Raw genomic sequence first — 24,431 nt, 5'->3', positions numbered from 1 at the left:
GGAATGATGATATTTTTCAAGGAACGGCTGGCGCTTCTGTCCGTTCCCAAGACCGGCACCACCGCCTTTCAGGCGGCGTTGCGCGACCGGGCAGATCTGGTGATCTCCGACCCGCCGGAGCTGAAGCACGCGCCGCTTTACCGCTATAACCGCTGGATCCGGCCGATGTATGAAAAGGTCTGCGGGGCGGAGCTGGAGGTTGCCGCGGTGATGCGGGAGCCGGTCAACTGGCTGGGCAGCTGGTACCGCTACCGCCAGCGGCCTGCGCTGGACGGCCAGCCCAATTCCACCAAGGACATCAGTTTCGAAGATTTTCTGAACGCCTGCTGCAAGGGCAAGCCGCCCGCCTATGCCAATGTCGGCAGCCAGGCAAAGTTTCTGGAAGCGCAGCCGAACGGCTGCAAGGTCAGCCATCTGTTCCGCTATGAGGACCGGAACGCGCTGAAAACATTTCTCGAACAGCGCCTGGACACGGAACTGCATCTGGAGCGCAAGAACGTCAGCCCGGCAGCGGATCTGCCGCTCAGCCCGGAGGCCGGGGCCCGCCTGCGGCGCAAACGGGCGGCTGAGTTCGAGCTGTACCAGTCGATCCCGGTCCGCTGACACGGCAAAGCCGCCGGGTCCGGCGGCTTGGTTCTTTGAAGCTGCCGCCCGGGGCTCAATGCAGCTGGGCGTGCACCGTCTCGGTCAGCTGGTTCAGCGAGAAGGGCTTGGGCAGGAACACCGAGTTCGGCACCTCCGGCTGCGCCTCGCCAAAGGCGCCTTCGGCATAGCCAGAGACGAATACCACACGGGTATCGGGCCGCTCCTTCAGCGCTTCACGCACCCAGCTGGGACCATCCATACCGGGCATCACCACGTCGGTGACAAAGACATCCACTGTCAGGCCGGGATCTTCCAGCGTGCGCAGCGCATCCTCGGCCGATTCCGCCTCCAGCACGGTATAGCCGCGCATCCGCAGCGCACGCGAGGCAAAGGCCCGCACCGGCGCCTCGTCCTCGACCAGCAGCACCACGCCCTCGCCATGCTGGTTGGCCGCGGTCTTGTCTTCCGCCACCGCAGGCTTTTCCACGGCCAGCGCATCCGCCTGCTGCTTGAAGACCGGGAAGAACAGGGTGAACTGGGTGCCGTGACCCTGAACCGAGTCGACGAAGATATAGCCGCCGGTCTGCTTGATGATGCCATAGGCCGTGGACAGGCCCAGACCGGTGCCCTCGCCCGTGCGCTTGGTGGTGTAGAAGGGTTCGAACACCTTTTGCAGCTTGTCTGGCGCAATCCCGACACCCTCGTCGGAGACCTTCACGGTCACCCAATCGCCGGCGGGCATGGTGGCGCGGTCCCGCTCCAGCGGCTTGTCCAGCGACAGAACCTCGGTCTCCACCCGGATCTCGCCGCCCTGCGGCATCGCATCGCGCGCGTTCACCACCAGGTTCATCAGCACCTGTTCCAGCTGCCGCTTGTCGGCGCGGATGGATTTCATCACCGGATCGTGGCTGAGGGTCAGGGTGACCTTTTCGCCGACCAGGCGGTTCAGCAGATGGGTCAGATCCGACAGCGTGTCGCGCACATCCAGGATCTCCGGCTGCAGCGTCTGCTTGCGCGAGAACGCCAGCAGCTGGCTGACCAGCGAGGCCGCGCGGTTGGCATTCTCATGGATCTGGATCAGATCGCCATAGTCCTGATCGCCCTGATCGTGGCGCAGCAGCAGCAGGTCGCAGTGGCCGGAAATCGCCGTCAGCAGGTTGTTGAAGTCATGTGCCACCCCGCCTGCCAGCTGGCCGATCGCCTGCATCTTCTGGCTTTGCACGAACTGCGCTTCCAGCGTCTTCAGCTCGGTCGCGTCGTTCAGCACCGCAATCAGCACCGGGGTGCCCTCTTCGACCACGCGGGTCAGGGTGACCTGGACAAAGACCTCCTTGTCCGAGCGGGACAGGCGCAGAAATTCGGATTTGTTCGGCGCCAGCCCGTCAGCGGTGTCGCGCAGCCAGTCGGACATGGGTCGGCCAAGGCCTTCCATCAGCTGGCCGAGTTTCAGATTGGCGCAGCTCTCCACCCCCAGCAGGCGCAGCGCCATCCGGTTGGTGGTCAGGATCTCGCCGGTGGGCGCCACCTTGAGGAACGGAACCGGCAAGGCCTCCAGCCCGGCCTGCGCCGCGTCCAGCCCGCTTTCGTCCACTTCCATCATAAACAATTCGCTGCGGCCCTGGTTGCGGTTGTTTTCGCTGACCAGAACCTGCACCGGGCCGTTTTTGGTGCTGAGCGTGTTGATCCGCCCCGGCAGAACCGGCAGCGCCGGGAACAGGCGGTCAGTCGACTTCACCCGTTCGCCGATCAGGCTGCGGGCTGCCTCGTTCATGAACAGGACTGCGCCGGTGCGGCCAACGGTGATCATCGGCACCGGTATCGACTCCGCGCCGCGGCCGTTGCCGCCGCGCTCCAGAATATCCCCACCCCGCCACAGGAAACTGCCGCCAGTCATCTGGTGTACCGCCAGCCGGACATGGCCGCGCCGGGTCACGATATCTTCCCGCGCGGCGCCATCGACACGGGCGCGGCTCTGCAGCCGGTAGAGCACGGCAGACGGGTTCGCCAGGATCGACCGCAATGTGCCCGGCAGGGTGTCCCGGCTGCCGTCCTGGAACCGCTTTACCGCGGCGCCGTTGCAGGCATGGATCACCCCGTCGTCATCGGTGACAAAGCTGGGAGTGGCATCTTTTTCGATAAAGCCGGTCAGCAGCTCCGCCGCCATCGCCCGCGCGTTCAGCCGCATCCGGCTCTGCACCGCCATGAGGCCCGCCACCGCCGCCAGTGTCAGCCCCACCATGACGAAGCCGCGGCTCATCCAGTCGGGCAGCGCAAACAGCCAGGGGCCGGACATCAGCATCACGGCCAGCAGCAGCGTGGCGGCCAGCCGGGCATGCTCAGGCGCGTAAACGCGCAGTTCCGGAACGGAAGTGTCTTGGCGACCGGACATTACGGCTCCATCCATGGTCAGTGCTTGGTGACGCCATAACGCGGCGGCTTTGGTTAAAACCACGTTAAGAAAAACAAAGGGTTTCCCGGCCGCGACCCTATCAACCAGCCTTTGCGCGCGTCAACACGGCAACATAGAACCCATCGGTGCCGTCCTGCACCTGCCAGCTTTGCTCCGCCGCCAGGGACCACTCGGGACTTTCTCCGATAAAGGTTTGAACTTGCTGGGTGTTTTCCGCTTGGAGCATGGAGCATGTCGCATAGGCCAGCGTGCCGCCCGGCGCCGTCAGACCGGCCGCCGTGCGCAAGATTTCCGACTGGGTTTCCTGCAAGGCGCGCAAGCCCTCCGGCGTCAGCCGCCATTTACCCTCTGGCGCCCGCCGCCAGGATCCGGACCCTGAACAGGGCACATCGCACAGCACCAGGTCAAAGGGACCCGTGCGAGCAGCATCCGCGGGGGAGAGAAGCGTCACACTGGCGCCTGCCCGCGCGGCGCGCTCCGGCAGGTCCTTCATCCGCTTGGGATCGGCGTCATGGGCGTGCAGCCGGATCCGGGCGCGAGCCGCCATGGCAAGGCTCTTGCCGCCGCCGCCGGCACAGTAATCAAGGACGGACATGCCGTCCGTCAGCGGCAGCTGCTCGACCACCGCCTGGCTGGCGGCGTCCTGCAGCTCCACCAGGCCGTCGGCATAGGCTTTGGCGTTGCGCAGCTTGCGGGCGCCTTCGGTGACTTCCAGCGCGGCGGCAGCCGCGGGATGCGGCCGGGTGGCAATACCCTCGGCGCCCAAGGCCTGCTGCGCCTGCTGCAAGGTGCCCCGGGCGGTGTTCACCCGCAGATGCACCGGCGCACGATGGCGCAGGGCCTGCGCGGCGGCTTCCGCCTCCGCGCCAAGGCTGGCACTGAACGCGGGCCACAGCCAATCGGGAATATCCAGCGCCTCAGCCCCTTCAGGCGGCGGCGGCAGCTGGCGTTCCGCCCCGGTCAGCGGCGCGGGGGCGTGGCCCTGGCCGGTAAACACTTCATCCGGATCCTGCCCCGCCTCGCGCAGGGCGCCAAGGATCAGCCCGCGCCCGCTGCGCGCGCCGCCCAGGGCGGCATGGGAGCGCATACAGCGCAGCGCGGTGAACACATGGTCACGCACCGCGGCGCGGTCCTTGGAGCCGGCAAAGCGGCTGCGCCGGCCCCAGGAGGTCAGCGCCTTTTCCGCAGGCTCCCCCGTCAGCACCTGGTCGAGGATTTCAATGGCCGCCTGCAGGCGGGCGGCGGGGGTCATGCCCCTGCCCCGGTATCACATGCGGCCATCATCAGCTTAGCCCGCCCGGTAGTTCGGCGCTTCACGGGTGATCTGCACGTCATGCACGTGGCTTTCCTTCAGACCGGCACCGGTGATGCGGACAAAGTTGCAGTTCTTGCGCATCTCATCCACGGTGGCACAGCCGGTATACCCCATCGCCGCGCGCAGGCCGCCCACCAGCTGATGCACCACCGGCCCGGCACCGCCCTTGTACGGCACCTGGCCTTCGATCCCTTCCGGCACCAGCTTGTCGCTGGCGGCGTCCTTCTGGAAATAGCGGTCGGCAGAGCCGCGCGCCATTGCGCCCATCGAGCCCATGCCGCGGTAGGATTTGAACGAGCGGCCCTGATACAGGATCACCTCGCCTGGGGACTCATCGGTGCCCGCAATCATCGAGCCGACCATCGCGCAGGAGGCGCCTGCCGCAATCGCCTTGGCAAAATCGCCGGAGAACTTGATGCCGCCATCGGCAATCACCGGAATATCGCCGGCAGCGCCTGCGCAATCCATGATCGCGGTCAGCTGCGGCACTCCGACACCTGCCACCATGCGGGTGGTGCAGATCGAACCCGGGCCGATGCCGACCTTGACCGCATCCGCGCCCGCGTCAATCAGCGCGCGGGTCGCTTCCGCGGTGGCTACGTTGCCGGCAATCACCTGCACATTGCTGTATTGCGCCTTGATCCGTGTCACCGCGTCGATCACGCCCGCAGAATGACCGTGCGCGGTGTCCACCACGACGATGTCCACGCCCGCGTCGATCAGCGCCTCGGAGCGCTCAAAGCCGCTGTCGCCAACCGAGCTGGCCGCCGCCACACGCAGGCGGCCCAGTTCATCCTTGCAGGCGGTGGGGTGCAGAACCGCCTGTTCCGTGTCCTTGAGGGTCAGCAGACCGGTCAGCTTGCGGTTCTTGTCGGAGACCAGCAGCTTTTCGATCCGGCGCGCCTTCATCAGCGACTTGGCCTCTTCCAGATCGGCTGGCTCCTGCAGCATCGCCAGATTGTCAGAGGTCATCATCACCGAAACCGGCGTGCTGTCATCGGAGGCAAAGCGCATGTCGCGGTTGGTGACGATGCCGACAACGCGGCCGGCCTCGTCCACCACCGGGAAGCCGGTCACCCGGTAGCGCTCCTGCAGGGCCTTGGCGTCGGCCAGCGTCTGGTCTGCGGTCAGGGTGATGGGGTTATAGACGATGCCGGAGACAAAGCGCTTCACCCGGCGCACTTCGCGGGCCTGCTCTTCGGTGTTCAGGTTCTTGTGGATCACCCCCATGCCGCCGGCCTGCGCCATCGCAATCGCCATGCGGGATTCGGTCACCGTGTCCATCGCCGAGCTGAGCAGCGGGATGTTCAGCGACACCGACCGCGTCACCCGGGTGCGGGTGTCGGCGGTGCTGGGCAGCACGCTGGACGCGCCCGGCACCAGAAGAACATCATCAAAGGTGAGAGCCTCACGAATCTGCATTTGTCATCCCCATGCATAACCCCGTTTGGCGGTGACCCTATGGCACAGAACCGCCCGGGGGAAAAGAGGCAGAGGGCAAGAATTCCCGCAGTGCAGAAAACCCGGCTTTTCCTGACTTGCATCAAGGTTCTGTTTCACAGGAACGTTAGGACTGTGCTGCATCGAACCGCGAACAGGATCCCCCATGCCCCGACCGTTGGACAACATCACCATCCTGGACCTTACCCATGTGCTGGCCGGCCCCTACTGCTCCATGATCCTGTCCGATCTGGGCGCCCGGGTCATCAAGGTGGAGCGCCCCGGCGGCGGTGACGACACCCGCACCTTCCCGCCGTTCAAGGACGGCGAAAGCGCCTATTTCGCCACCATCAACCACGGCAAGGAAAGCATCGCGCTGGATCTGAAGGCCCCGGACGACCGCGCCATATTCGAGCGGCTGCTGGCACAGGCCGATGTGCTGCTGGAAAACTTCCGCCCCGGGGTGATGCAGCGGCTGGGCTACGGCTGGGACGCGCTGCACGCGCAGTACCCCCGGCTGATCTACGGTGCCGTCTCCGGCTTCGGCCACAGCGGGCCGGATGCCCTGAAACCGGCCTATGACATGGTGGTCCAGGCCCGCGGCGGGGTGATGTCGATCACCGGCGAAAAGAACCGCGAGCCGGTGCGGGTCGGCGCCTCGATCGGCGACATCGTGGCCGGCATGTTTCTGGGCCACGGCATCCTTGCGGCGCTTCTGGACGTCCAGAAAACCGGCGAAGGCAAATTCGTCGACGTGGCCATGCTCGACAGCCAGCTGGCGCTGCTGGAGCATGCCATTGCCATCACCTCGGTGACCGGCGAAGCGCCGCAGCCCTCTGGCGCGCGCCACCCGTCGATCACCCCGTTTGAGACCTTTCACGCCTCCGACGGGCTGTTTGTGATTGCGGCCGGCAATGACGCGCTGTTTGCCCGCCTGTGCGATGTGCTGCAGCTGCCGCTGGCCGGGGACGCGCGCTTTGCCTCCAATCCCGCCCGCTGCGACAACGCCCGCCTGCTGAAACGGCTGATCGAGGCGGTGACCCTGGAGGAAACTAAAGCGCATTGGATCGCGCTGCTGACCGGGGCTGGCATTCCCACCGGGCCGATCCAGACTGTCGATCAGGTGCTTAAGGATCCGCAGATCCTGGCCCGCAACATGGTCGTGGATGTGCTGGACGAGAATGGCCGCCCCGAATATTTGTCAGCTGGCAATCCGATCAAGATGAGCGGCCTGCCCGATCCTGCAACCCGGCCCCCTGCGCCGCGGCTGGACGGCAGCCGGGCGCAGATTCTGGCGTGGCTGGAAGAGGTTGAACGGCAGCAGCCCGCCTGACGGCACGACGCCGCAAATCCGCATCCCAAAGTCATCAATTCACAAAAATGCCGCCGGCAGGCGGGAAAATGCCGCCCCTTGCCTTTCGCTTGCCGCAAAAGCCCATATGCTCCGCCTAAATTGCGGAATGAGAAGGCCACAGGCATGACTGACGAACCCCTCGTTGTGTTTACCCCCTCCGGCAAGCGCGGGCGTTTCCCCGTTGGCACGCCAATCCTCACCGCCGCCCGGCAACTGGGGGTCGACCTCGACTCGGTCTGCGGCGGCCGCGGCATCTGTTCCAAGTGCCAGATCACCCCCTCCTATGGCGAGTTCCCCAAACACGGCGTCACCGTGCAGGAGGGCGCGCTGAGCGAATGGAACAAGGTTGAGCAGCGCTACAAGGACAAGCGCGGCCTGATCGACGGCCGCCGCCTGGGCTGCCAGGCCACCGTGCAGGGCGACGTGGTGATCGACGTGCCGCCGGAAAGCCAGGTCCACCGCCAGGTGGTGCGCAAACGCGCCGAGGCCCGCGAGATCACCATGAACCCCTCCACCCGGCTCTATTATGTCGAGGTGGAAGAACCCGACATGCACAAGCCCACCGGCGATATGGAGCGGCTGATCGAGGCGCTGAACAGCCAGTGGAACTTGAAAGGCGTCAAGACGGACCTGCATATCCTGAGCGTTTTGCAGCCAGCCCTGCGCAAGGGCGGCTGGAAAGTGACCGTGGCGGTGCATCTGGGCGACGCAAACCACCCGCCCAAGATCATGCACATCTGGCCCGGCTTCTACGAGGGCTCGATCTACGGCCTGGCCGTCGACCTCGGCTCCACCACCATCGCCGCCCATCTCTGCGATCTGCAAACCGGCGAGGTCGTGGCCTCCTCCGGCATCATGAACCCGCAGATCCGCTTTGGCGAAGACCTGATGAGCCGGGTGTCCTATTCGATGATGAACAAGGGCGGCGACAAGGAGATGACCCGTGCGGTGCGCGAGGGCATGAGTGCGCTGTTCACCCAGATCGCGACTGAAGCGGGCATTGACAAGGCGCTGATCGTGGACGCGGTCTTTGTCTGCAACCCGGTGATGCACCACCTGTTCCTTGGCATCGACCCGTTCGAGCTGGGCCAGGCGCCCTTTGCCCTGGCGACCTCCAATTCGCTGGCACTGCGCGCAACCGAGCTGGAGCTGAACATCCACCCTGCCGCCCGTGTCTACCTGCTGCCTTGCATTGCCGGCCACGTCGGCGCCGATGCCGCCGCGGTGGCGCTGTCGGAAGCCCCTGACAAATCCGAGGATCTGGTGCTGGTGGTCGATGTGGGCACCAACGCCGAGATCCTGCTCGGCAACAAGGAAAAGGTTCTGGCCTGCTCCTCCCCCACCGGCCCCGCATTCGAGGGCGCGCAGATTTCCAGCGGCCAGCGCGCCGCTCCCGGCGCCATTGAACGGGTCGCGATCAACCCGGAGACCAAGGAACCGCGCTTCCGGGTGATCGGCTCCGACGTCTGGTCGGACGAGGACGGATTCTCCGAGTCCATTGCCACCACCGGCATCACCGGCATCTGCGGCTCCGGCATCATCGAGGCGATTGCCGAAATGCGCATGGCAGGCTTGCTGGATGCCTCCGGCCTCATCGGCTCCGCTGTGCAGACCGGCTCCGCCCGCTGCATCCAGGACGGGCGCACCAACGCCTATATGCTGTGGGACGGCTCCGCCGACGGCGGCCCGACCATCACCGTCACCAACCCGGACATCCGCGCCATTCAGATGGCGAAGGCGGCGCTTTATTCCGGCGCGCGCCTCCTGATGGACAAGTTTGGCGTCGACAAGGTGGACCGCGTGGTGCTGGCCGGCGCCTTTGGCGCGCATATCTCTGCCAAACACGCGATGGTGCTGGGCATGATCCCCGATTGCCAGCTGGACAAGGTGACCTCTGCCGGTAACGCCGCAGGCACCGGCGCCCGCATTGCGCTCCTGAACACCGAAGCACGCGGCGAGATCGAGGAAACCGTGCGCCGGATCGAAAAGATCGAAACCGCCGTCGAACCCCGCTTCCAGGAGCATTTCGTGAACGCCTCGGCGATCCCGAACTCGGCCGAACCCTTCCCGATTTTGGAAACCGTGGTTACGCTGCCGCAGGTGAATTTCAACACCGGGGGCGGTGACGGCGAAGGGGCCGGAGGGCGCCGCCGCCGCCGCCGCGGCTGATCCGCAAAGACGCGAAAATTCCGCTGCAGCGCTCTTGACCTCCTCGGCGCTGCAGCATAATCCTGCTGTCCACAGGCGGGTATGATGTAATGGTAGCCTGTCAGCTTCCCAAGCTGAACGCGCGGGTTCGATTCCCGCTACCCGCTCCAACTTCCCAATACATTTCAAAACGTTACCTCCGCCCGACCGGGCCGCGTGCCGGTGCGGACCGCCTGCAGGATGGCTGCCGCGCGGCGCAGGGCGAAATGTGCTAGACTGGGACCGCCTGCCTGCAATGTGCAGGCGGCTTGGTTGGGAGGGTATCAGTATGACACGACATTATTTGACCGCATCACTGTTTTGCGCATTCAGCGCCGGAGCCGCATTGGCCGGCACAACCTGGGATCAGCCGGGTGAAGGAACCGGCATATCGACCAGTTCCGTCAGTGAGATTGCCGAAGGCCATATGGTGATGCAGATCAGCAGCTCCTATGAAAACGTGAAAATGGAAGAGGCCGAGCATCCGATGAACGGCGCGGCAGGCCCCTGTTACGGTGCGGTTGAGATCGCCTCAGGCCAGGTTGAGGGCGGCGGCATCTGCGCCTTTACCGACAGCGCCGGCGAAAAGGTCGTGCTGCACTGGGACGCGGAAGGCATGGATGAGTCCGGCGCGCTGACCGGAAGCTGGACCCTGAGCGGCGGCACCGGTCCATGGGCCGATGCGAAAGGCGGCGGCACGTATTCGTCGCTGACCGATCCCGAGACCGGAAAATTCGTGAACACCATCACCAGCAGCGTGACCATGCCCTAAGGAAGCGCACGGTCCGGATCTGCCTGAGGACGCTCAGGCAGATCGTTGGCCCGGCTTCCGGGCGGGGGTCCGTCCAGCGCCCTACTGCGCGTCCTGAACAAACTTTAGAAGCGCCCGGGTTGATCCGTCCTTGCCGTCCGCAGACCCCTCGCCGCGCAGCAGCGGCAGCAGGGAATTGGCCAGTTCCTTGCCCAGCTCCACGCCCCACTGGTCAAAGGAGTTGATGCTCAGAATCACACCCTCGACGAACACCCGGTGCTCATAAAGCGCGATGATCTGGCCCAGCACATAGGGCGTCAGCTGCGGGTAGATCAGCGTGGTGGAGGGCCGGTTGCCCGGGAACACCCGGTGCCGCGCCTGCCGGTCCAGCTCTGCGCCTTCATAGCCGGCGGCCTTCATCAGCGCGCAGGCCTCTTCCAGGCTGCGGCCGCGCATCAGCGCCTCGGATTGCGCCAGGCAATTCACCACCAGCAGCTGGTGGTGCTGGTCCAGCTCCGGCTCATGCCCCTTGGCGGCAACCAGAAACTCGGCTGGCACAACCGTGGTGCCTTGATGCAGCAGCTGGTAAAACGCGTGCTGGCCGTTGGTGCCGGGTTCGCCCCAGACAACCGGGCCGGAATTGTAGGGCAAGGGCGTGCCGTCCATGGCAACCGACTTGCCGTTCGATTCCATTTCCAGCTGCTGCAGATAGGCCGGCAGGCGCCGCAGCCGCTGGTCATAGGGCAGCACCGCGCGGGTCGGGCAGCCGCAGACCTGATGGTGCCAGATCCCGGTCAGCGCCAGCATCGCCGGCATGTTCTGCTCCCAGGGGGCCGTGCGGAAGTGGTCGTCCATCGACTTGCCGCCTACCAGGAAATCCCGGAAATGCTTCGGCCCGACCGCCAGCATCAGGCTCAGCCCGATCGGGCCCCAGACCGAGTAGCGCCCGCCGACCCAATCTTCAAAGCCGAACACATGCTCCGGCGGGATGCCGAAGGCCGCGGTTTCCTCCTCCGACGTCGACAGCGCCAGAAACTGGCGCGCCGCCGCGCCGCCGCCTGCCTCCACCCAGCGCCGCGCCGTGGCGGCGTTGGTCATGGTTTCGACAGTGGTAAATGTCTTGGAGGCGACAATCACCAAAGTTGTTTTGGGATCAAGCCGTTGCAGAATGTCGTGAATGTGGGCGCCATCGACGTTGGACACGAAATGGCAGCGCGGGCCATCGTGATACGGCGCCAGCGCCAGCGTTGCCATCACCGGCCCCAGATCGGAGCCGCCAATGCCGATGTTGACCACATCGGTGAAGGCACCGCCAGGCCCGGCCAGCGCGCCGGAGCGCACCCGGCGCGCCAGATCCTCCATCCGCTCCAGCGTGTGCCGCAAGGGCGCGCGCACGTCCTCTCCATCAACCAGCAGGTCCGGCCCGTCCGGGTCGCGCAGGGCGGTATGCAGCACCGCGCGCTGTTCGGTCTCGTTGATCAGGCCGCCGCCGAACATCGCCGCACGCCGCCCGGCGACGTCCTGCACCTCGCACAGTTCAATCAGACCCTCGCGCACCTTTTCAGTGATCCGGGTCTTGGAATAGTCGAACAACAGCGTCTCGAACCGCACGCTGAACGCGCTGGCGCGCTGCGGGTTCTTCTCGAACAGGTCAGGAATATTTTCGCCGCATTTTTCGGCATGCAGCGTCTTCAAGGCATCGAACATAGTTAACTTTCCTGAATTCAAGGTGCCCAATGCACGGACGCCTCGGACAATACAGCCTGGACCGGTGCCGTTTCCGGCGGCAGCGTCATCGCCTGTTCAAGCGCCCGCCGTTTAGCGTCGCCGAAAATCACCAGATGCTTGGCAATGGCGCCATCCAGCACCCGCGCCGTCAGGCTGACCCGCGCTTCGGGCTGGCTGCTTGGGCGCATCACTGTAAGCGCAGGCGCATCCGGCTCCAGCGCCTCCAGCAGCCCCTCTGCCCCCGGAAACAGCGAGGCGGTGTGCATGTCCTCGCCCATCCCCAGCAGCAGCACCGACAGCGGCAGTTCCGGCACCACCCGGCTTTCAAGCTCCGCCAGCACCTCCTCCGGCTCCCGTTCAGGCACGTGGAACGGCAGGAACTGCGCCGCAGCGGCCCGGTTCTGCAGCAGCCGCGCCCGGATCATCGCCGCGTTGGAGCGGGCATGCTCCTGCGGCACCCAGCGTTCGTCCGTTGCCATCACATGTACCCGGTCCCACTCAATGTCCGCGGCGCAAAGATCGTCAAAGATGAGCCCGGGCGTGGTGCCGCCGGCAACCGCGAAAGAGACTGTGTCATGGTGCAGAAGATGTGTTTTCAGATCTCCGGCAATTTCATTCGCGACTTCAATCGCCAGCATGTCCTGGTCAGGGTATTCGTTGAATTTCATGGGTTGATCCCCCTCCATTCACGCCCGTCGCGGCGCATAAGCAAATCGGCATCCTCCGGACCGGTGGTACCGCTAACGTAGGGTTTAGGCACATCGCCCCTGGATTTCCAGCCCTCAATTATCGGATCGGTCCAGGCCCAGGCGGCCTCCACCTCGTCCCCTCTCATAAACAACGTCTGGTTGCCGCGCACAACATCCATAATCAGCCGTTCGTAGGCATCTGGCGGATCGCCGCCCTCCGGCCCCAGCGCCTCGGCAAAGCTCATGTCCAGGGGCACGTCGACCAGCCGCATCCCGCCCTGCCCCGGCTCTTTGATGGTCACGCTGAGCGTGATGCCCTCGTTCGGCTGCAAACGGATCTTCAGATGGTTGGCATGGCGCCCGGCCTCCGCCCCGAAAATCGAATGGGGCGCATCCTTGAACATCACGTTGATGACGGAGGACCGGTTCACCAGCCGCTTGCCGGTGCGCAGATAAAACGGCGTGCCGGCCCACCGCCAATTGCTGATATGCGCCTTCAGCGCCACATAGCTTTCAGTGGTGCTGCGCGGGTTGCCGACCAGCCCGCGGTAGGACGGATGCGGTGCCTCCGGGTCCAGCGACGCCTGATACTGGCCGCGCACGATGTGATGCGGCTCCACCGGGTCCAGGGCGCGGATCACCTTGAGCTTTTCGTCGCGCACCGCGTCCGGGTCGAATTTCGCAGGCGGCTCCATCGCGATCAGGCACAGAAGCTGCATCAGGTGGTTCTGCATCATGTCGCGCATGGCGCCGGCGCGCTCGTAATACTCCTCGCGCCCCTCCACACCGACGGTTTCGGCCACGGTGATCTGGATGTGATCCACGTACTGGCTGTTCCACAACGGCTCAAACAGCATGTTGCCGAACCGGACCGCCATCAGGTTCTGCACCGTCTCCTTGCCCAGGTAATGGTCGATCCGGTAGATCTGGCCTTCGTCGAAATGGCTGGCCAGCGTCCGGTTCAGCTCGCGCGCGGAGGCCAAATCGTGGCCAAAGGGTTTCTCCACCACGATCCGCGTCTGCGGGGTGGCGAGCCCGTAGCGGTGCAGCCGTTCCGCCAGCGGACCGAACAGGCCCGGCCCCACGGAGAAATAGAACACCCGGATCCGCTGCTCCTCCGTGCCCTCCAGCGCACTGCAAAGCTGCTGCCAGCCCGCCTCGCCCAAGGCATCCAGCGCGACATAGCTGATCCGCTCCAGGAACGCCTCCAGCGCACCGCCGCCGCAGGCTTTTGGGCCTGCATGCGCGCGGATCGCTTCTGCCACGACGGTGCGGTAGTCCGCGCTGCTCATAGCGGTCCGCGCGGCGCCGATAATCCGCTCGCCGCCCGGCAGCTGGCCGGCGCAATGGCGGCGGAACAGGGCAGGCAGAATCTTGCGCTGCGCCAGATCGCCGGTGCCGCCGAAAATCACCAGGTCAAACGGATCGACCGGTATGACACGCGAAACCATTATTGTTCTTCCTGTCTAAGCCGGGGCAAGCGCGGCACACCGCCGCTCACATCCCTGTCATGTGCCTGCCCGGCTGCTTTCATTTCCTGCCCAGTATAAGGTAGCTTCCGGCGAAAGGAACTGCCCCAGAGGACATCTGCATGAAAGACCTGCAAAAACCCGTCGCGAACCTAGGCAAGTTTCAAGACGCTTACGTGACGGCAGATGGTCAGGACCGCGCCTCTGTGCCGCTCAGCCGCCCGGAAACCCTGTGGTTCAACACCGGCACGCTGTGCAATATCGAATGCAGCAACTGCTATATCCTGAGTTCCCCCACCAACGATGCACTGGTCTACCTGACCGAGGCCGAGGTGCGGAGCTATCTGGATCAGATCGCCGCGCGCGCATGGCCGGTCCGCGAAATCGGGTTCACCGGCGGCGAGCCTTTCATGAACCCGGAGATGACCGCGATGGCCCGCTCCGCGCTGGAGCGCGGCTTCGAGGTGCTGATCCTGACCAACGCCATGCGCCCGATGATGCGCAAAACGGTGAGAGCCGGGCTGCTGGACCTGCGGGAGGCGTTCGGGGACAAGCTGACCCTGCGGATCTCCGTCGACCACCACAGTGCCGACCTGCATGACAAGGAACGCGGCACAGGCAGCTTTGCCAAGACACTCGAAGGCATGAAGTGGCTGCGCGAAAACGGCTTCCGGATGGCAGTTGCCGGCCGCACCGTCTGGGGCGAGAGCGAGGCGGAGGCCCGTGCCGGCTATGCCGCGCTGTTTGAACAGCACGGGTTCGCCATCGACGCCCAGGACCCGGGCCAGACAGTGCTGTTTCCGGAAATGGACGAGCGTGTGGAAGTCCCTGAAATCACAAGCGCCTGCTGGGGCATCCTCAACAAATCGCCGGACAGTGTAATGTGCGCGTCCTCGCGGATGGTGGTCAAGCGCAAGGGCGCAGAGACACCCGCCGTTCTGGCCTGCACCCTGTTGCCCTACGCGCCGGAGTTCGAATTGGGCACCACCCTGGCCGAAGCCGAAACCCCGGTGCAGCTGAACCACCCCCATTGCGCCAAATTCTGCGTCCTTGGGGGGGCCAGCTGCTCCGCCTGAGGGGTTTTCAGTACTCCCAGTCGCCGGTGGTGAAATTGGCAGCGCTCAATGTCACGTCGGTGGTGAAGTCCACCAGCACGTTATCGCCATAATACAGCTTGTTCTCGGCGTTGCTCATATACAGGCGGTCTTCGCTGGCGTTCTGCCACTCCGTCCTGTCGAAGGTTACATCGGTGTTGCGGGAGATGGTTCCTCTGGCCTCGCCAGCGTCAAACACAAACACGTCGTTCTCGGCCGAGAAGTCATCCAGCACCGCAACGGTGGAGTAGGCGTCCAATTCGATGAACAGCTCGTCCTTGCCCGCCCCGGTCGTGATTGTGTCGGCGGCATTCCTGAAGCTGCCGGTCAGGATATAGATATCGTCATTGCCCGCGCCCGAATTCAGGCTCTCTGAGTGCATCCCTTCCAGAACGATCGTGTCGGCGCCGGCACCGGTGCGGATATCCGCCGTCAAACCGTCGGGATAAGCGATGGTGGTTCCGTTGATGACCACCGTATCCTTGCCCCTGCCAGTGGAGACGCGAAGGTCAGCGGTGATGTTCCAGAACCCGTTGAATTCAAAATAGTCATTGCCCCCGCCGGTGTTCACACGCAGATCGCTGACATCCTCGACGGTGGAATATTTGACATGATCGTTCCCGGCCAGGGTCTTAACCTTGATACTCGCATCCCCTGCCGCTTCCCACTGCCGGATATCCAGCGTGTCGTCCTGCCGCCCGGCCCGGATGACAAATTCGCCGTCGCCTGTGCTGGTGCCCAGATCTATGCCGTAATCCCAATGTTCGACCGACCGAACGCTCGTTTCGATCTGCGAAAGATCCAGGGTGAAGCCGCCGGTAATCTGCACGTCGATCTGCGAGGACACAGTGTCATACCCGGCCCCGCCGTGAAAGCTGAGCTGGCTGTAGTCGCGCAGCGTGCTGCCCGCCGTCAGATCGAAATTGAGCGAACTGATCGTGTCATTGCCGGCACCGCCGAAAAACCGGTCCGACAGATCGGCATACACACCGGCGCCTTCGTCGTGATGATAGATTGAAAAGGTATCGTCGCCGTCCCGGCCATACAGGCTCTCGCGGATGGTAAGAGTGGCCTCCAGTGCGTTCTCGAACTGGTTTCCCAAGATATATGTGCGCATTAAATCCTGCCGTATTGCCTGTTTATCGACTGCCCGCCACCGTTTGGCGCTGTCCGGCGCTGCGGTGCCGCACCAGACTTTTTAACACGCATAGGAGTAAGGCCGCGCTTTGGCTCCCGCAATAGCCAAGGAACAGCCCGGCGGTTCCCGGGCCTGCCTGTTGCCGTCGGGACAGGATGGCCTAGTGGATCTGGAATTCCCCGACCACGTTGCGCCATTCACCGGGGCCGATCATCTTGCGGTGGTTGAACCGCACCGAATGCAGCGGACCCTCAATCTCGCGCTGCCAGAACTCGATGAACTCGAACAGCCGCGGATGATCCGGCGCCAGATCGTACTCCTGCCAGACAAATGTATTCAGGACACGGGTGAAATCGGGCATCCGGTAGGTGAATTCCGCCGTGGTCAGCCCGTATCCTTTCAGCATCAGCTCGGTTTCGCTGGTCTCCATTTTCAGCCTCCAATCTTGGCCCCCTTCTGATAATGCTAGGCTGGTATTGGTTAATTTCCTCAAAAACAGTGCGTTACCGATGTGTGAACGGCCTGTTGCCGCTGTTCCCGGCTGCCTGCTTGCGCCGCATATACGGTATCTGATAGGGTGCGAACACAAGATATAGACCCAGAAGAAAGAGCGGGCAGCCAACGTGAGCGATACGCCGGAAACTCCTGAAAATATGGAAGAAAATCTGCCGGGACGCCCGGCATATGATGGGCCGACCGTTTCCATCGAAGCCGAGATGCGCAACTCGTATCTCGACTATGCGATGTCGGTCATCGTCAGCCGCGCCATCCCGGACCTGCGGGACGGCCTGAAACCGGTGCACCGCCGCATTCTCTATGCGATGCACGAATCCGGCAACACCCATGACAAGGCCTACCGCAAGTCGGCGCGCCCGGTCGGCGACGTGATGGGTAAATACCACCCGCACGGCGACAGCGCGATCTATGACGCGCTGGTGCGGATGGCGCAGGACTTCTCGATGTCGCTGCCGCTTCTGGACGGCCAGGGCAACTTCGGCTCGATGGACGGCGACAACCCGGCGGCCATGCGCTACACCGAGGTGCGCATGGACAAGCCCGCCGCGGCGCTGCTGGCGGATATCGAGAAAGAAACCGTCAATTTCCAGGACAACTACGACGGCAAGGACCGCGAGCCGACCGTGCTCCCGGCCCGCTTCCCGAACATGCTGGTCAACGGCGCTGGCGGCATCGCCGTTGGTATGGCCACCAACATCCCGCCGCACAACCTGGGCGAAGTGGTCGACGCCACGCTGGCGCTGATCGAGGATCCGGACCTGACCAGCGAGCAGCTGATCGAATACATCCCCGGCCCCGACTTCCCGACCGGCGCGCTGATGCTGGGCCGTGCCGGCGCGCGCAAGGCCTATCTTGAAGGCCGCGGCAGCGTCATCATCCGCGCCAAGACCCGCGTGGAGGAGATCCGCAAGGACCGCTATGCCATTGTCGTGGACGAGATTCCCTATCAGGTGAACAAGGCCGCGATGATCGAGAAGATCGCCGAGCAGGTCCGCGAGAAGAAGATCGAGGGCGTCGCCCACGTGCAGGATGAATCCGACCGCAACGGCGTGCGGGTGGTGGTCGAGCTGAAACGCGACGCAACCCCCGAGGTGGTGCTGAACCAGCTCTACCGTTTCACCCCGATGCAGACCTATTTCGGCTGCAACATGCTGGCGCTGAACGGCGGCCGGCCGGAACAGCTGACGCTGCGCCGGTTCCTGACCTCCTTCATCGATTTCCGAGAAGACGTGGTGGCCCGGCGCACGGCGCATCTGCTGCGCAAGGCCCGCGAGCGCAGCCATATCCTGTGCGGCCTGGCCGTGGCGGTGACCAATATCGACGAGATCGTCACCACCATCCGCCAGTCCGCGGACGCCGCTGAAGCGCGTGAAAAGCTGATGACCCGCCGCTGGCCGGCACAGCCGATCTTCGAATACATCGCGCTGATCGACGATCCGACCCATACGGCAAACGACGATGGCACCTATAACCTGTCCGAAGCCCAGGCCCGCGCAATTCTGGAACTGCGCCTGCAGCGCCTGACCCAGATCGGCGTGAAAGAAGTCACGGACGAGCTGGAAGAACTGGCCGGCAAGATCAAGGACTATCTGGAAATCCTGTCCTCGCGCGAGCGCATCATGGGCATCATCAGTGACGAGCTGCGCGAAGTGCGCGACAACTTCGCCGTGCCGCGCCGCACCGAGATCGTCGACTGGTCCGGCGACATGGAGGACGAGGACCTGATCGAGCGCGAGGACATGGTGGTGACCGTGACCTCCGGCGGCTGGATCAAGCGCACGCCGCTGGCCGATTTCCGCGCCCAGAAGCGCGGCGGCAAGGGCCTCAGCGGCATGCAGACCAAGGAAGAGGACGTGGTGACCACGCTGTTTGTGGCCAACACCCACACCCAGCTTCTGTTCTTCACCACCGACGGCATGGTCTACAAGCTGAAGACCTGGCGCCTGCCGCAGTCCGGCCGCACCGGCAAGGGCAAGGCCATCGTCAACATCCTGCCAATCCCGACCGGCGTCTCCATCGCCGCCATCATGCCGGTCGATGTGCCGGACGAGGAATGGGAAAACCTGCAGGTGGTCTTCGCCACCAGCGGCGGCGACGTGCGCCGCAACCGTCTGTCGGACTTCACCAACGTCCGCCGCAACGGCAAGATCGCGATGAAACTGCCGGAAGACGGCTCCGTAAAACTGGTGAACGTGCGCATCTGCTCGGAAGACGACGACGTGATGCTGTTCACCAACTCCGGCCGCGCCATCCGCTTCCGCTCCACCGACGTGCGCGTGTTCAACTCGCGCGAATCCACCGGTGTCCGCGGCATCAGGCTGACCGGCGAGGACAGCGTTGTGTCGATGTCGGTGATCCGCCACTCCAAATACACGCCGGAGCAGCGCACCGCCTACCTTAAGATGCGCCGGGCGATGGCGGGCCTGACCGACGATGCGGAAACCACTGACGAGGATGCGCCCGAGGATCCGAACTTCTCCACCGAGCTCTATGCAGAGATGTCGGCAGCCGAGAACCTGATCCTGACAATCACCGCGGGCGGTTCGGGCAAGCTGTCGTCCTCGCACGACTACCCGGTGCGCGGGCGCGGCGGCATGGGCGTGACCGCGATGGACAAGGCGATGCGCGGCGGCGAGATCGTCGCCTCCTTCCCGGTGGAGCTGGACGACCAGATCATGCTGGCCACCTCCAAGGGCCAGTCGATCCGGGTGCCGGTCGATGGCATCTCGTTCCGCTCGCGCTCTGCCGGCGGCGTGCGGGTGTTCAACACCGGCAAGGGCGAGGAAGTGGTCTCTGTCGCCTGGATCGCCGAAAACGGCGAAGAGGAGGACAGCGGCGAGGAATAAGCCCCGCGCAGCTGAAAGATTTGAACGCCGTCCTGTTGCCAGGGCGGCGTTCGCTTTGTTAACGGCCCCCTAACGGGTTTCAGGCATTCTTGCGGTCAAGGTTCGTTTTCTCAGCAAGGGGATGCCCCATGAACTTGTATCACTGCTCCATCGACCTGCACCACGAGGCCAAGGCGCTGAGCTTTGCCAGCGCGGTTGAGCAATGGATGAACTATCTGCAGGCACGCGGTGTGGTGCTCGGCTGGCGTCTGCTGCGGCGCAAGCTGAATTTGGCAAGCGACAACTGCCGCGACTTCCTGCTGGAAATTGAATTCAAGGATATGACTCAGTTGGATCAGGCCTTCCGGGTTCTGGGCGAACACGACGAGGAAGTGGAAAAGCTGTACTCACACGTGACCGCCCTGATCGCCACCGCGGAGATCGGCCTTTACCGTCCCTTCCCGGATCCCGAGCGGGCGGAGCGCATGGCGCTGATCTGAGACTGGTGGCTCAGATCAGGGATGGCGCCAGCACGAAGCTGGCAAAGATCAAATAGGCTACGGCTGTATGCATGGCTCTACCCTCGTGGTCCCGTCCCCAGGAGTCTTAGAGAGTACACCTGAAATGAGGCAATTCCGGGGCAGCTGATTTCTGCTGCCCGGGGAAGGCGTTACCCGGCGGCCTGGCCGGACTCACAGGCCGTAAAGCAGGCTGAACTTCTCTTCCAGATAAGCCAGCAGCGGCTCATGCCCGGGTTCCATTCCCGCGGCATGGACGATGGTGCCGCGCGGGCTGCGCAAGCCCCCGTGCTGCTGCAGGTTCTGCTTCAGCCAGCCGGTGGCGCCTGTGGTGTCGCCCTGGGCCAGCTGGGCATCCAGCCCCGGCACGTCCCGGCGCAGCGCCTGGTACAGGCAGCCGGCATAGACATTGCCCAGGCTGTAGGTCGGGAAATAGCCGAACAGCCCGACCGACCAATGCACATCCTGCAGGCAGCCGTTGGAGGGCTTGTCCACCGCATACCCGAAATCCGCCTCAAACCGGTCGTTCCAGGCCGCTTCCAGATCCTTCACCGCCAGATCGCCGCTCATCAGCGCGCGCTCCAGGCCGAACCTCAGCATGATATGGAGGTTATATTGCAGCTCATCCGCTTCCGTCCGGATATAGCCCTTATGCACCGCGTTGACGGCGGCATAAAAGGCATCCGCATCAGCAATGCCGAAATCGCCAAAGGCGGCTTTCATCTCCTCAAACAGCCAGCCGGTAAAGGCGCGGCTGCGGCCGATCTGGTTTTCATAGATCCGGCTTTGGCTTTCATGCACCCCCATCGACACGCCGCTGCCCAGCGGTGTCAGCAGGTAATTGCGGCTGATGTTCTGCTCATAGGCGCCGTGGCCGACCTCATGAATGGTGGAATAGAAGCAGTTGAAGGGATCGGTTGCGCTGGTCCGCGTGGTGATCCGCACGTCCAGCCCGGAGCCGGAGCTGAACGGATGCACCGCCTTGTCGACCCGGCCATGCGCCATGTCATAGCCGAACACCTTGGCAATCTTGCGGGTCAGCTTCATCTGCGCGGCGTCGTCAAAGGTGCCCTCCAGCCCCTTCGGCGCGGGTTTCTCCAGCACCTTGGCGCGCAGCTCCACCAGCCCGGGGCGCATGGCGTCAAAGATCTCCGCAATCCCTGCCCCGGTCATTCCGTGCTCATAGTCCTCGACCATGGCGTCATAGACATCGCCGCCCGCAGCCAGCGCCTGGCCTTCCTCGCGCTTCAGAGACACCACTTCCTCCAGCACAGGCAGGAAGGCTGCGACATCCTCATCTGCCCGTGCGGCGGCCCATTTGCCCTGCGCCTCCGATGTGACCTGGGCGATCTTCTTGGCCAGAGCGGCAGGCACCTTGACGGTGCGCTCATAGCTGCGGCGGATCTCGCGCAGCTGCGCGGCACCGGCTTCATCGGGCGCTTCGGCCTGCTCCAGCCACTCCGCCACCCGCGGGTCGGAGCGGCGGGCGTGCAGCACCGCCTCGATCGCGGCCATTTCCTCGCCCCGCTGCGGCGCGGCCCCGCGCGGCATCACGGTTTCCTGATCCCAGCCCAGACGGCCCGCAATCTGCCCCAGCGCCTGGGTTTCGCGCTGGAAGGCCATCAGTTCGTCAAATGCGCTCATGCGTCAGTGATCCTTGATCGAGGTTGCAATGGGATAGGCCGACAGGAAGCGGGCGCGCAGGATCAGCACCCAGACGCCAACCGCCACCAGCTGATGGGTTATGGCAGCGTGCAGCGGCGCGGCATAGACCACGGTGATGATCCCCAGCAGCACCTGCACGGACAGCGCCGCAAACACGGCGTTGAAGGCAAAGCGGGTGCGCGCGTGGGCAGAGTTGCGCCCGCGCAACCAGGCCAGCACGGCAAAGGCAAACAGCAGATAGCCCGCGACACGGTGAATGAATTGCACCAGCCCGGGGTTCTCAAAGAAGTTCTTCCACAGCGGCTCGATCATGAAGGGGTTCGGCGGGATCACCTGCCCGCCCATCAGCGGCCAATCGGTGTAGGAGCGGCCCGCGTCAATGCCAGCGACCAGCGCGCCCAGCAGGATCTGCAGGAAAGCAAAATGCATCAATCCCGTGGACAGGCTGAACAGCTTGGCCTCCTTGGCGCGGCGCGCCTGCATCAGCTCGCGCTCCTCGCGGCCCAGCATCAGCACGTACCAGGCAATAAAGCCCAGGATCACAAACGCCAGACCCAGATGCACCGCCAGCCGGTAGGAGGCCACCGCGGTCATCCCCTCGCCCTGGGTGACACCAGAGACCACCATCCACCAGCCGATGGCGCCCTGCACACCTCCGAGGACGCCGGGCAGCAGCAGCCGGCCGGTCCAGCCCGCGGGGATCTTGCGCGCCACCAGAAAGCCGAGGAAGCCGAGCGCCCAGATCAGGCCGATCACCCGGCCCAGCTGGCGGTGGCCCCATTCCCACCAGTAGATCTCTTTGAAATCAGACAGCTGCATCCACTGGTTCTCGATGCGCCACTGGTCGATCTGCTTGTATTTGTCGAACTCGGACTGCCATTCGGCTTCGGACATCGGCGGTATCGCCCCGGTCACGGGGCGCCATTCGGTGATCGACAGGCCGGAGTCGGTGAGCCGCGTCAGCCCGCCCACCACGATCATCGCAACCACCAGGCCAAACAGAACCATCAGCCAGGCGCGGATTGCCTTGCGGGCGCCGCCGCGGCCGCGGTCGATCAGCCCCGGCTGCACCGCGGGCGCGTCTTTTTTCTCGCCCTCGACCTCTTCGAAAATGCTGCGCTTGCTCATGCTTGCCTCTTTGTCTGTGGTGCCAAGCTAGGGGCGGTTTCGGAATTGGTCCAGAGCGGCTTACTCGCCGCCCCGCTCTTTCCAGCGGACCATCTGCCGCATGATCCCGTGCAGCATCTGCACGTCGGAGCGGGTCATCCGCATCCGGGACCACAGGTTGCGCAGGTTGGTCTTCATGCCCTCGGCCTTCTCCGGCGGATAGAAGAATCCCGCCGCGTCCAGCCGCTCCTCGTAGTGCTCCACCAGCTTCTCGACCTCAACGCCGGTGGCCCAGTCGCCCTTGCGGCCCAGATCGGTGGTTTCATGCACCACATCGCCGGACTGGCGCATCCATTCATAGCCGGTCAGCAGAACGCATTGGCCCAGGTTCAGCGAAGCATACAGCGGATTGACCGGCACCGAGATGATGGCGTTGGCCTTGGCGATATCCTCGTTTTCCAATCCGGCGCGCTCCGGGCCGAACATCACCGCGACCTTCTCGCCTGCGGCGATCTTCTCTGCCGCGATCTGCATGGCGCGTTCGGGGCTGTAGACCGGCTTGGTCAGCCCGCGCTGGCGGGCGGTGGTGGCAAACACATAGGTGCAGTCGCCCAGCGCCTCCGGCACATCGGCACAGAGCTGCGCCTCGTCCAGCAGGCGGCCCGCGCCCGAGGACATCGCCACCGCCTTGGGGTTCGGCCAGCCGTCGCGCGGCGCCACGATCCGCATCCGGTCGAGGCCGAAGTTCCACATCGCCCGCGCGGCGGCACCGATATTCTCGCCCATCTGCGGGCGGACAAGGACAAAGGCGGGCTGAGGCGTATCGGTGGGCATCGTGTTCTCCGGCAAAATCGGCACTGCTGTACTGCCCGCGCGGCGGCGGGGCAAGGTCCAGCGGGTTTTGGCGCGCAATATGCAGGCCGACACCGCCGCAAATCCTTGCGTCCGGCACCAAATCGGCTAAACACCGTCCAATCGCCTGAATAATGGAGCACCATGATGGGAAGCCCTGCTGACGCACCGGAGCAGCCGCAGATCTACCTGATCTCCCCGCCGAGTTTCGAACTGGGCAAATTCCCCGGTCTGCTGGCGCGGGTGCTGGATCAGGTGGACGTGGCCTGCGTGCGCCTGGATCTGGCCAGCCGCGATCAGGACACGCTGAGCCGCGCGGGCGACGCGCTGCGCGAAGTGACCATGGAACGCGATGTGGCGCTGGTGATCTCGGACCATCAGATCCTGGCTGAACGGCTGGGCCTGGACGGCGTGCATCTGACCGACGCGTCGAAATCGGTGCGCGCCGCGCGCAAGGCGCTGGGGCCGGATGCGATTGTCGGCTGCTTCTGCGGCGCCTCGCAGCATGACGGCATGGTGGCCGGCGAAGCGGGCGCGGATTACGTGAGCTTTGGCCCTGTCGGCACATCCGGCCTGGGCGACGGCGCGCGGGCGGAGGCCGATCTGTTCGAGTGGTGGTCGAAGATGATTGAGGTTCCGGTGGTGGCCGAAGGCGGTCTGACCGAGGATCTGGTGCGCTCGATCGCCCCCAATACCGACTTCTTCGGCATCGGGGATGAGATCTGGCACGCGGAAGATCCGCTTGCGGCGCTCAAGACCCTGATGCGGGCGATGGGCTGACCAGCCGC

At 64.4% G+C, this 24,431-nt stretch carries 19 protein-coding genes and 1 tRNA gene; 9 read left to right on the top strand and 11 right to left on the bottom strand.

Annotated features, from left to right (window positions below):
* The first annotated feature begins 3 nt into the window (after window positions 1-3).
* Window positions 4-603 (top strand): hypothetical protein, encoded by a 600-nt coding sequence (locus tag PHA8399_RS14565; RefSeq protein ID WP_058286847.1) that lies wholly within the window; start codon window positions 4-6, stop codon window positions 601-603.
* A gap of 55 nt (window positions 604-658) precedes the next feature.
* On the opposite strand, the gene PHA8399_RS14560 is transcribed toward PHA8399_RS14565, so the two are convergent.
* The 3 genes from PHA8399_RS14560 to guaB form a co-directional block, all read right to left on the bottom strand.
* On the bottom strand, window positions 659-2,974 hold the full coding sequence (locus tag PHA8399_RS14560; protein WP_058286846.1) for an ATP-binding response regulator: 2,316 nt from the start codon (window positions 2,972-2,974) through the stop codon (window positions 659-661).
* A 100-nt stretch (window positions 2,975-3,074) separates the two neighbouring features.
* Entirely contained in the window at window positions 3,075-4,247 is a 1,173-nt protein-coding gene (locus PHA8399_RS14555; protein WP_058286845.1) for an RsmB/NOP family class I SAM-dependent RNA methyltransferase, read from the bottom strand.
* A gap of 36 nt (window positions 4,248-4,283) precedes the next feature.
* Window positions 4,284-5,732: an IMP dehydrogenase gene (gene guaB / locus PHA8399_RS14550; RefSeq protein ID WP_058286844.1), complete on the bottom strand. Its 1,449-nt coding sequence runs from the start codon at window positions 5,730-5,732 to the stop codon at window positions 4,284-4,286.
* Between the two features lie 184 nt (window positions 5,733-5,916).
* On the opposite strand from guaB, the gene PHA8399_RS14545 reads away from it, so the two are divergent.
* The 4 genes from PHA8399_RS14545 to PHA8399_RS14530 all read left to right on the top strand — a co-directional run bounded on the left by PHA8399_RS14545 (window position 5,917) and on the right by PHA8399_RS14530 (window position 10,063).
* Complete coding sequence (locus PHA8399_RS14545; RefSeq protein WP_058286843.1) at window positions 5,917-7,083, top strand: CaiB/BaiF CoA transferase family protein; 1,167 nt, start codon at window positions 5,917-5,919, stop codon at window positions 7,081-7,083.
* A 144-nt stretch (window positions 7,084-7,227) separates the two neighbouring features.
* Window positions 7,228-9,273: an ASKHA domain-containing protein gene (locus PHA8399_RS14540; RefSeq protein ID WP_058286842.1), complete on the top strand. Its 2,046-nt coding sequence runs from the start codon at window positions 7,228-7,230 to the stop codon at window positions 9,271-9,273.
* 75 nt (window positions 9,274-9,348) lie between these two features.
* Window positions 9,349-9,422: transfer RNA gene (locus tag PHA8399_RS14535), tRNA-Gly, on the top strand.
* Window positions 9,423-9,637: 215 nt separating this feature from the next.
* A complete protein-coding gene (locus tag PHA8399_RS14530) occupies window positions 9,638-10,063 on the top strand; it encodes a hypothetical protein (RefSeq protein WP_244270231.1) in 426 nt (141 codons plus the stop codon).
* An 81-nt stretch (window positions 10,064-10,144) separates the two neighbouring features.
* On the opposite strand, the gene pgi is transcribed toward PHA8399_RS14530, so the two are convergent.
* From pgi to zwf, 3 genes are read right to left on the bottom strand one after another with little or no spacing between them, the layout of a single operon-like run.
* On the bottom strand, window positions 10,145-11,749 hold the full coding sequence (pgi, locus tag PHA8399_RS14525) for a glucose-6-phosphate isomerase (protein ID WP_058286840.1): 1,605 nt from the start codon (window positions 11,747-11,749) through the stop codon (window positions 10,145-10,147).
* Between the two features lie 17 nt (window positions 11,750-11,766).
* Complete coding sequence (gene pgl, locus PHA8399_RS14520) at window positions 11,767-12,438, bottom strand: 6-phosphogluconolactonase (protein WP_058286839.1); 672 nt, start codon at window positions 12,436-12,438, stop codon at window positions 11,767-11,769.
* On the bottom strand, window positions 12,435-13,910 hold the full coding sequence (zwf, locus tag PHA8399_RS14515) for a glucose-6-phosphate dehydrogenase (RefSeq protein ID WP_058286838.1): 1,476 nt from the start codon (window positions 13,908-13,910) through the stop codon (window positions 12,435-12,437). The genes pgl and zwf overlap by 4 nt, the downstream gene beginning before the upstream one ends.
* Window positions 13,911-14,050: 140 nt before the next feature.
* On the opposite strand from zwf, the gene PHA8399_RS14510 reads away from it, so the two are divergent.
* Window positions 14,051-15,004, top strand: coding sequence for a radical SAM protein (locus PHA8399_RS14510; protein WP_058286837.1), 954 nt, complete (start codon window positions 14,051-14,053; stop codon window positions 15,002-15,004).
* A 7-nt stretch (window positions 15,005-15,011) separates the two neighbouring features.
* On the opposite strand, the gene PHA8399_RS14505 is transcribed toward PHA8399_RS14510, so the two are convergent.
* The gene (locus PHA8399_RS14505) at window positions 15,012-16,139 is read right to left on the bottom strand and encodes a hypothetical protein (protein WP_058286836.1); all 1,128 of its coding nucleotides are present in this window, start codon (window positions 16,137-16,139) and stop codon (window positions 15,012-15,014) included.
* A gap of 181 nt (window positions 16,140-16,320) precedes the next feature.
* Window positions 16,321-16,590, bottom strand: coding sequence for an usg protein (locus tag PHA8399_RS14500; protein WP_058286835.1), 270 nt, complete (start codon window positions 16,588-16,590; stop codon window positions 16,321-16,323).
* Between the two features lie 223 nt (window positions 16,591-16,813).
* Here PHA8399_RS14500 and gyrA point away from each other — a divergent pair, with 223 nt between their 5' ends.
* A complete protein-coding gene (gene gyrA, locus PHA8399_RS14495; protein WP_244270230.1) occupies window positions 16,814-19,522 on the top strand; it encodes a DNA gyrase subunit A in 2,709 nt (902 codons plus the stop codon).
* A gap of 128 nt (window positions 19,523-19,650) precedes the next feature.
* On the top strand, window positions 19,651-20,001 hold the full coding sequence (locus tag PHA8399_RS14490; protein WP_058286833.1) for a DUF6614 family protein: 351 nt from the start codon (window positions 19,651-19,653) through the stop codon (window positions 19,999-20,001).
* 192 nt (window positions 20,002-20,193) lie between these two features.
* On the opposite strand, the gene PHA8399_RS14485 is transcribed toward PHA8399_RS14490, so the two are convergent.
* The 3 genes from PHA8399_RS14485 to PHA8399_RS14475 are packed head-to-tail and all read right to left on the bottom strand — an operon-like array spanning window position 20,194 to window position 23,625.
* Entirely contained in the window at window positions 20,194-21,663 is a 1,470-nt protein-coding gene (locus PHA8399_RS14485; RefSeq protein WP_058286832.1) for a carboxypeptidase M32, read from the bottom strand.
* Between the two features lie 3 nt (window positions 21,664-21,666).
* Window positions 21,667-22,812: a heme A synthase gene (gene ctaA / locus PHA8399_RS14480; protein WP_058286831.1), complete on the bottom strand. Its 1,146-nt coding sequence runs from the start codon at window positions 22,810-22,812 to the stop codon at window positions 21,667-21,669.
* Window positions 22,813-22,872: 60 nt separating this feature from the next.
* Window positions 22,873-23,625 carry an RNA methyltransferase gene (locus PHA8399_RS14475; protein ID WP_058286830.1) on the bottom strand — a complete coding sequence of 251 codons (753 nt, stop codon included), beginning with the start codon at window positions 23,623-23,625 and terminating at the stop codon, window positions 22,873-22,875.
* A 165-nt stretch (window positions 23,626-23,790) separates the two neighbouring features.
* On the opposite strand from PHA8399_RS14475, the gene PHA8399_RS14470 reads away from it, so the two are divergent.
* A complete protein-coding gene (locus PHA8399_RS14470; protein WP_058286829.1) occupies window positions 23,791-24,423 on the top strand; it encodes a thiamine phosphate synthase in 633 nt (210 codons plus the stop codon).
* Window positions 24,424-24,431 lie beyond the last annotated feature (8 nt).

The organism is Leisingera aquaemixtae, from assembly GCF_001458395.1.
Classification (GTDB): domain Bacteria; phylum Pseudomonadota; class Alphaproteobacteria; order Rhodobacterales; family Rhodobacteraceae; genus Leisingera; species Leisingera aquaemixtae.
This window is presented reverse-complemented; position numbering and strand designations above follow the sequence as displayed.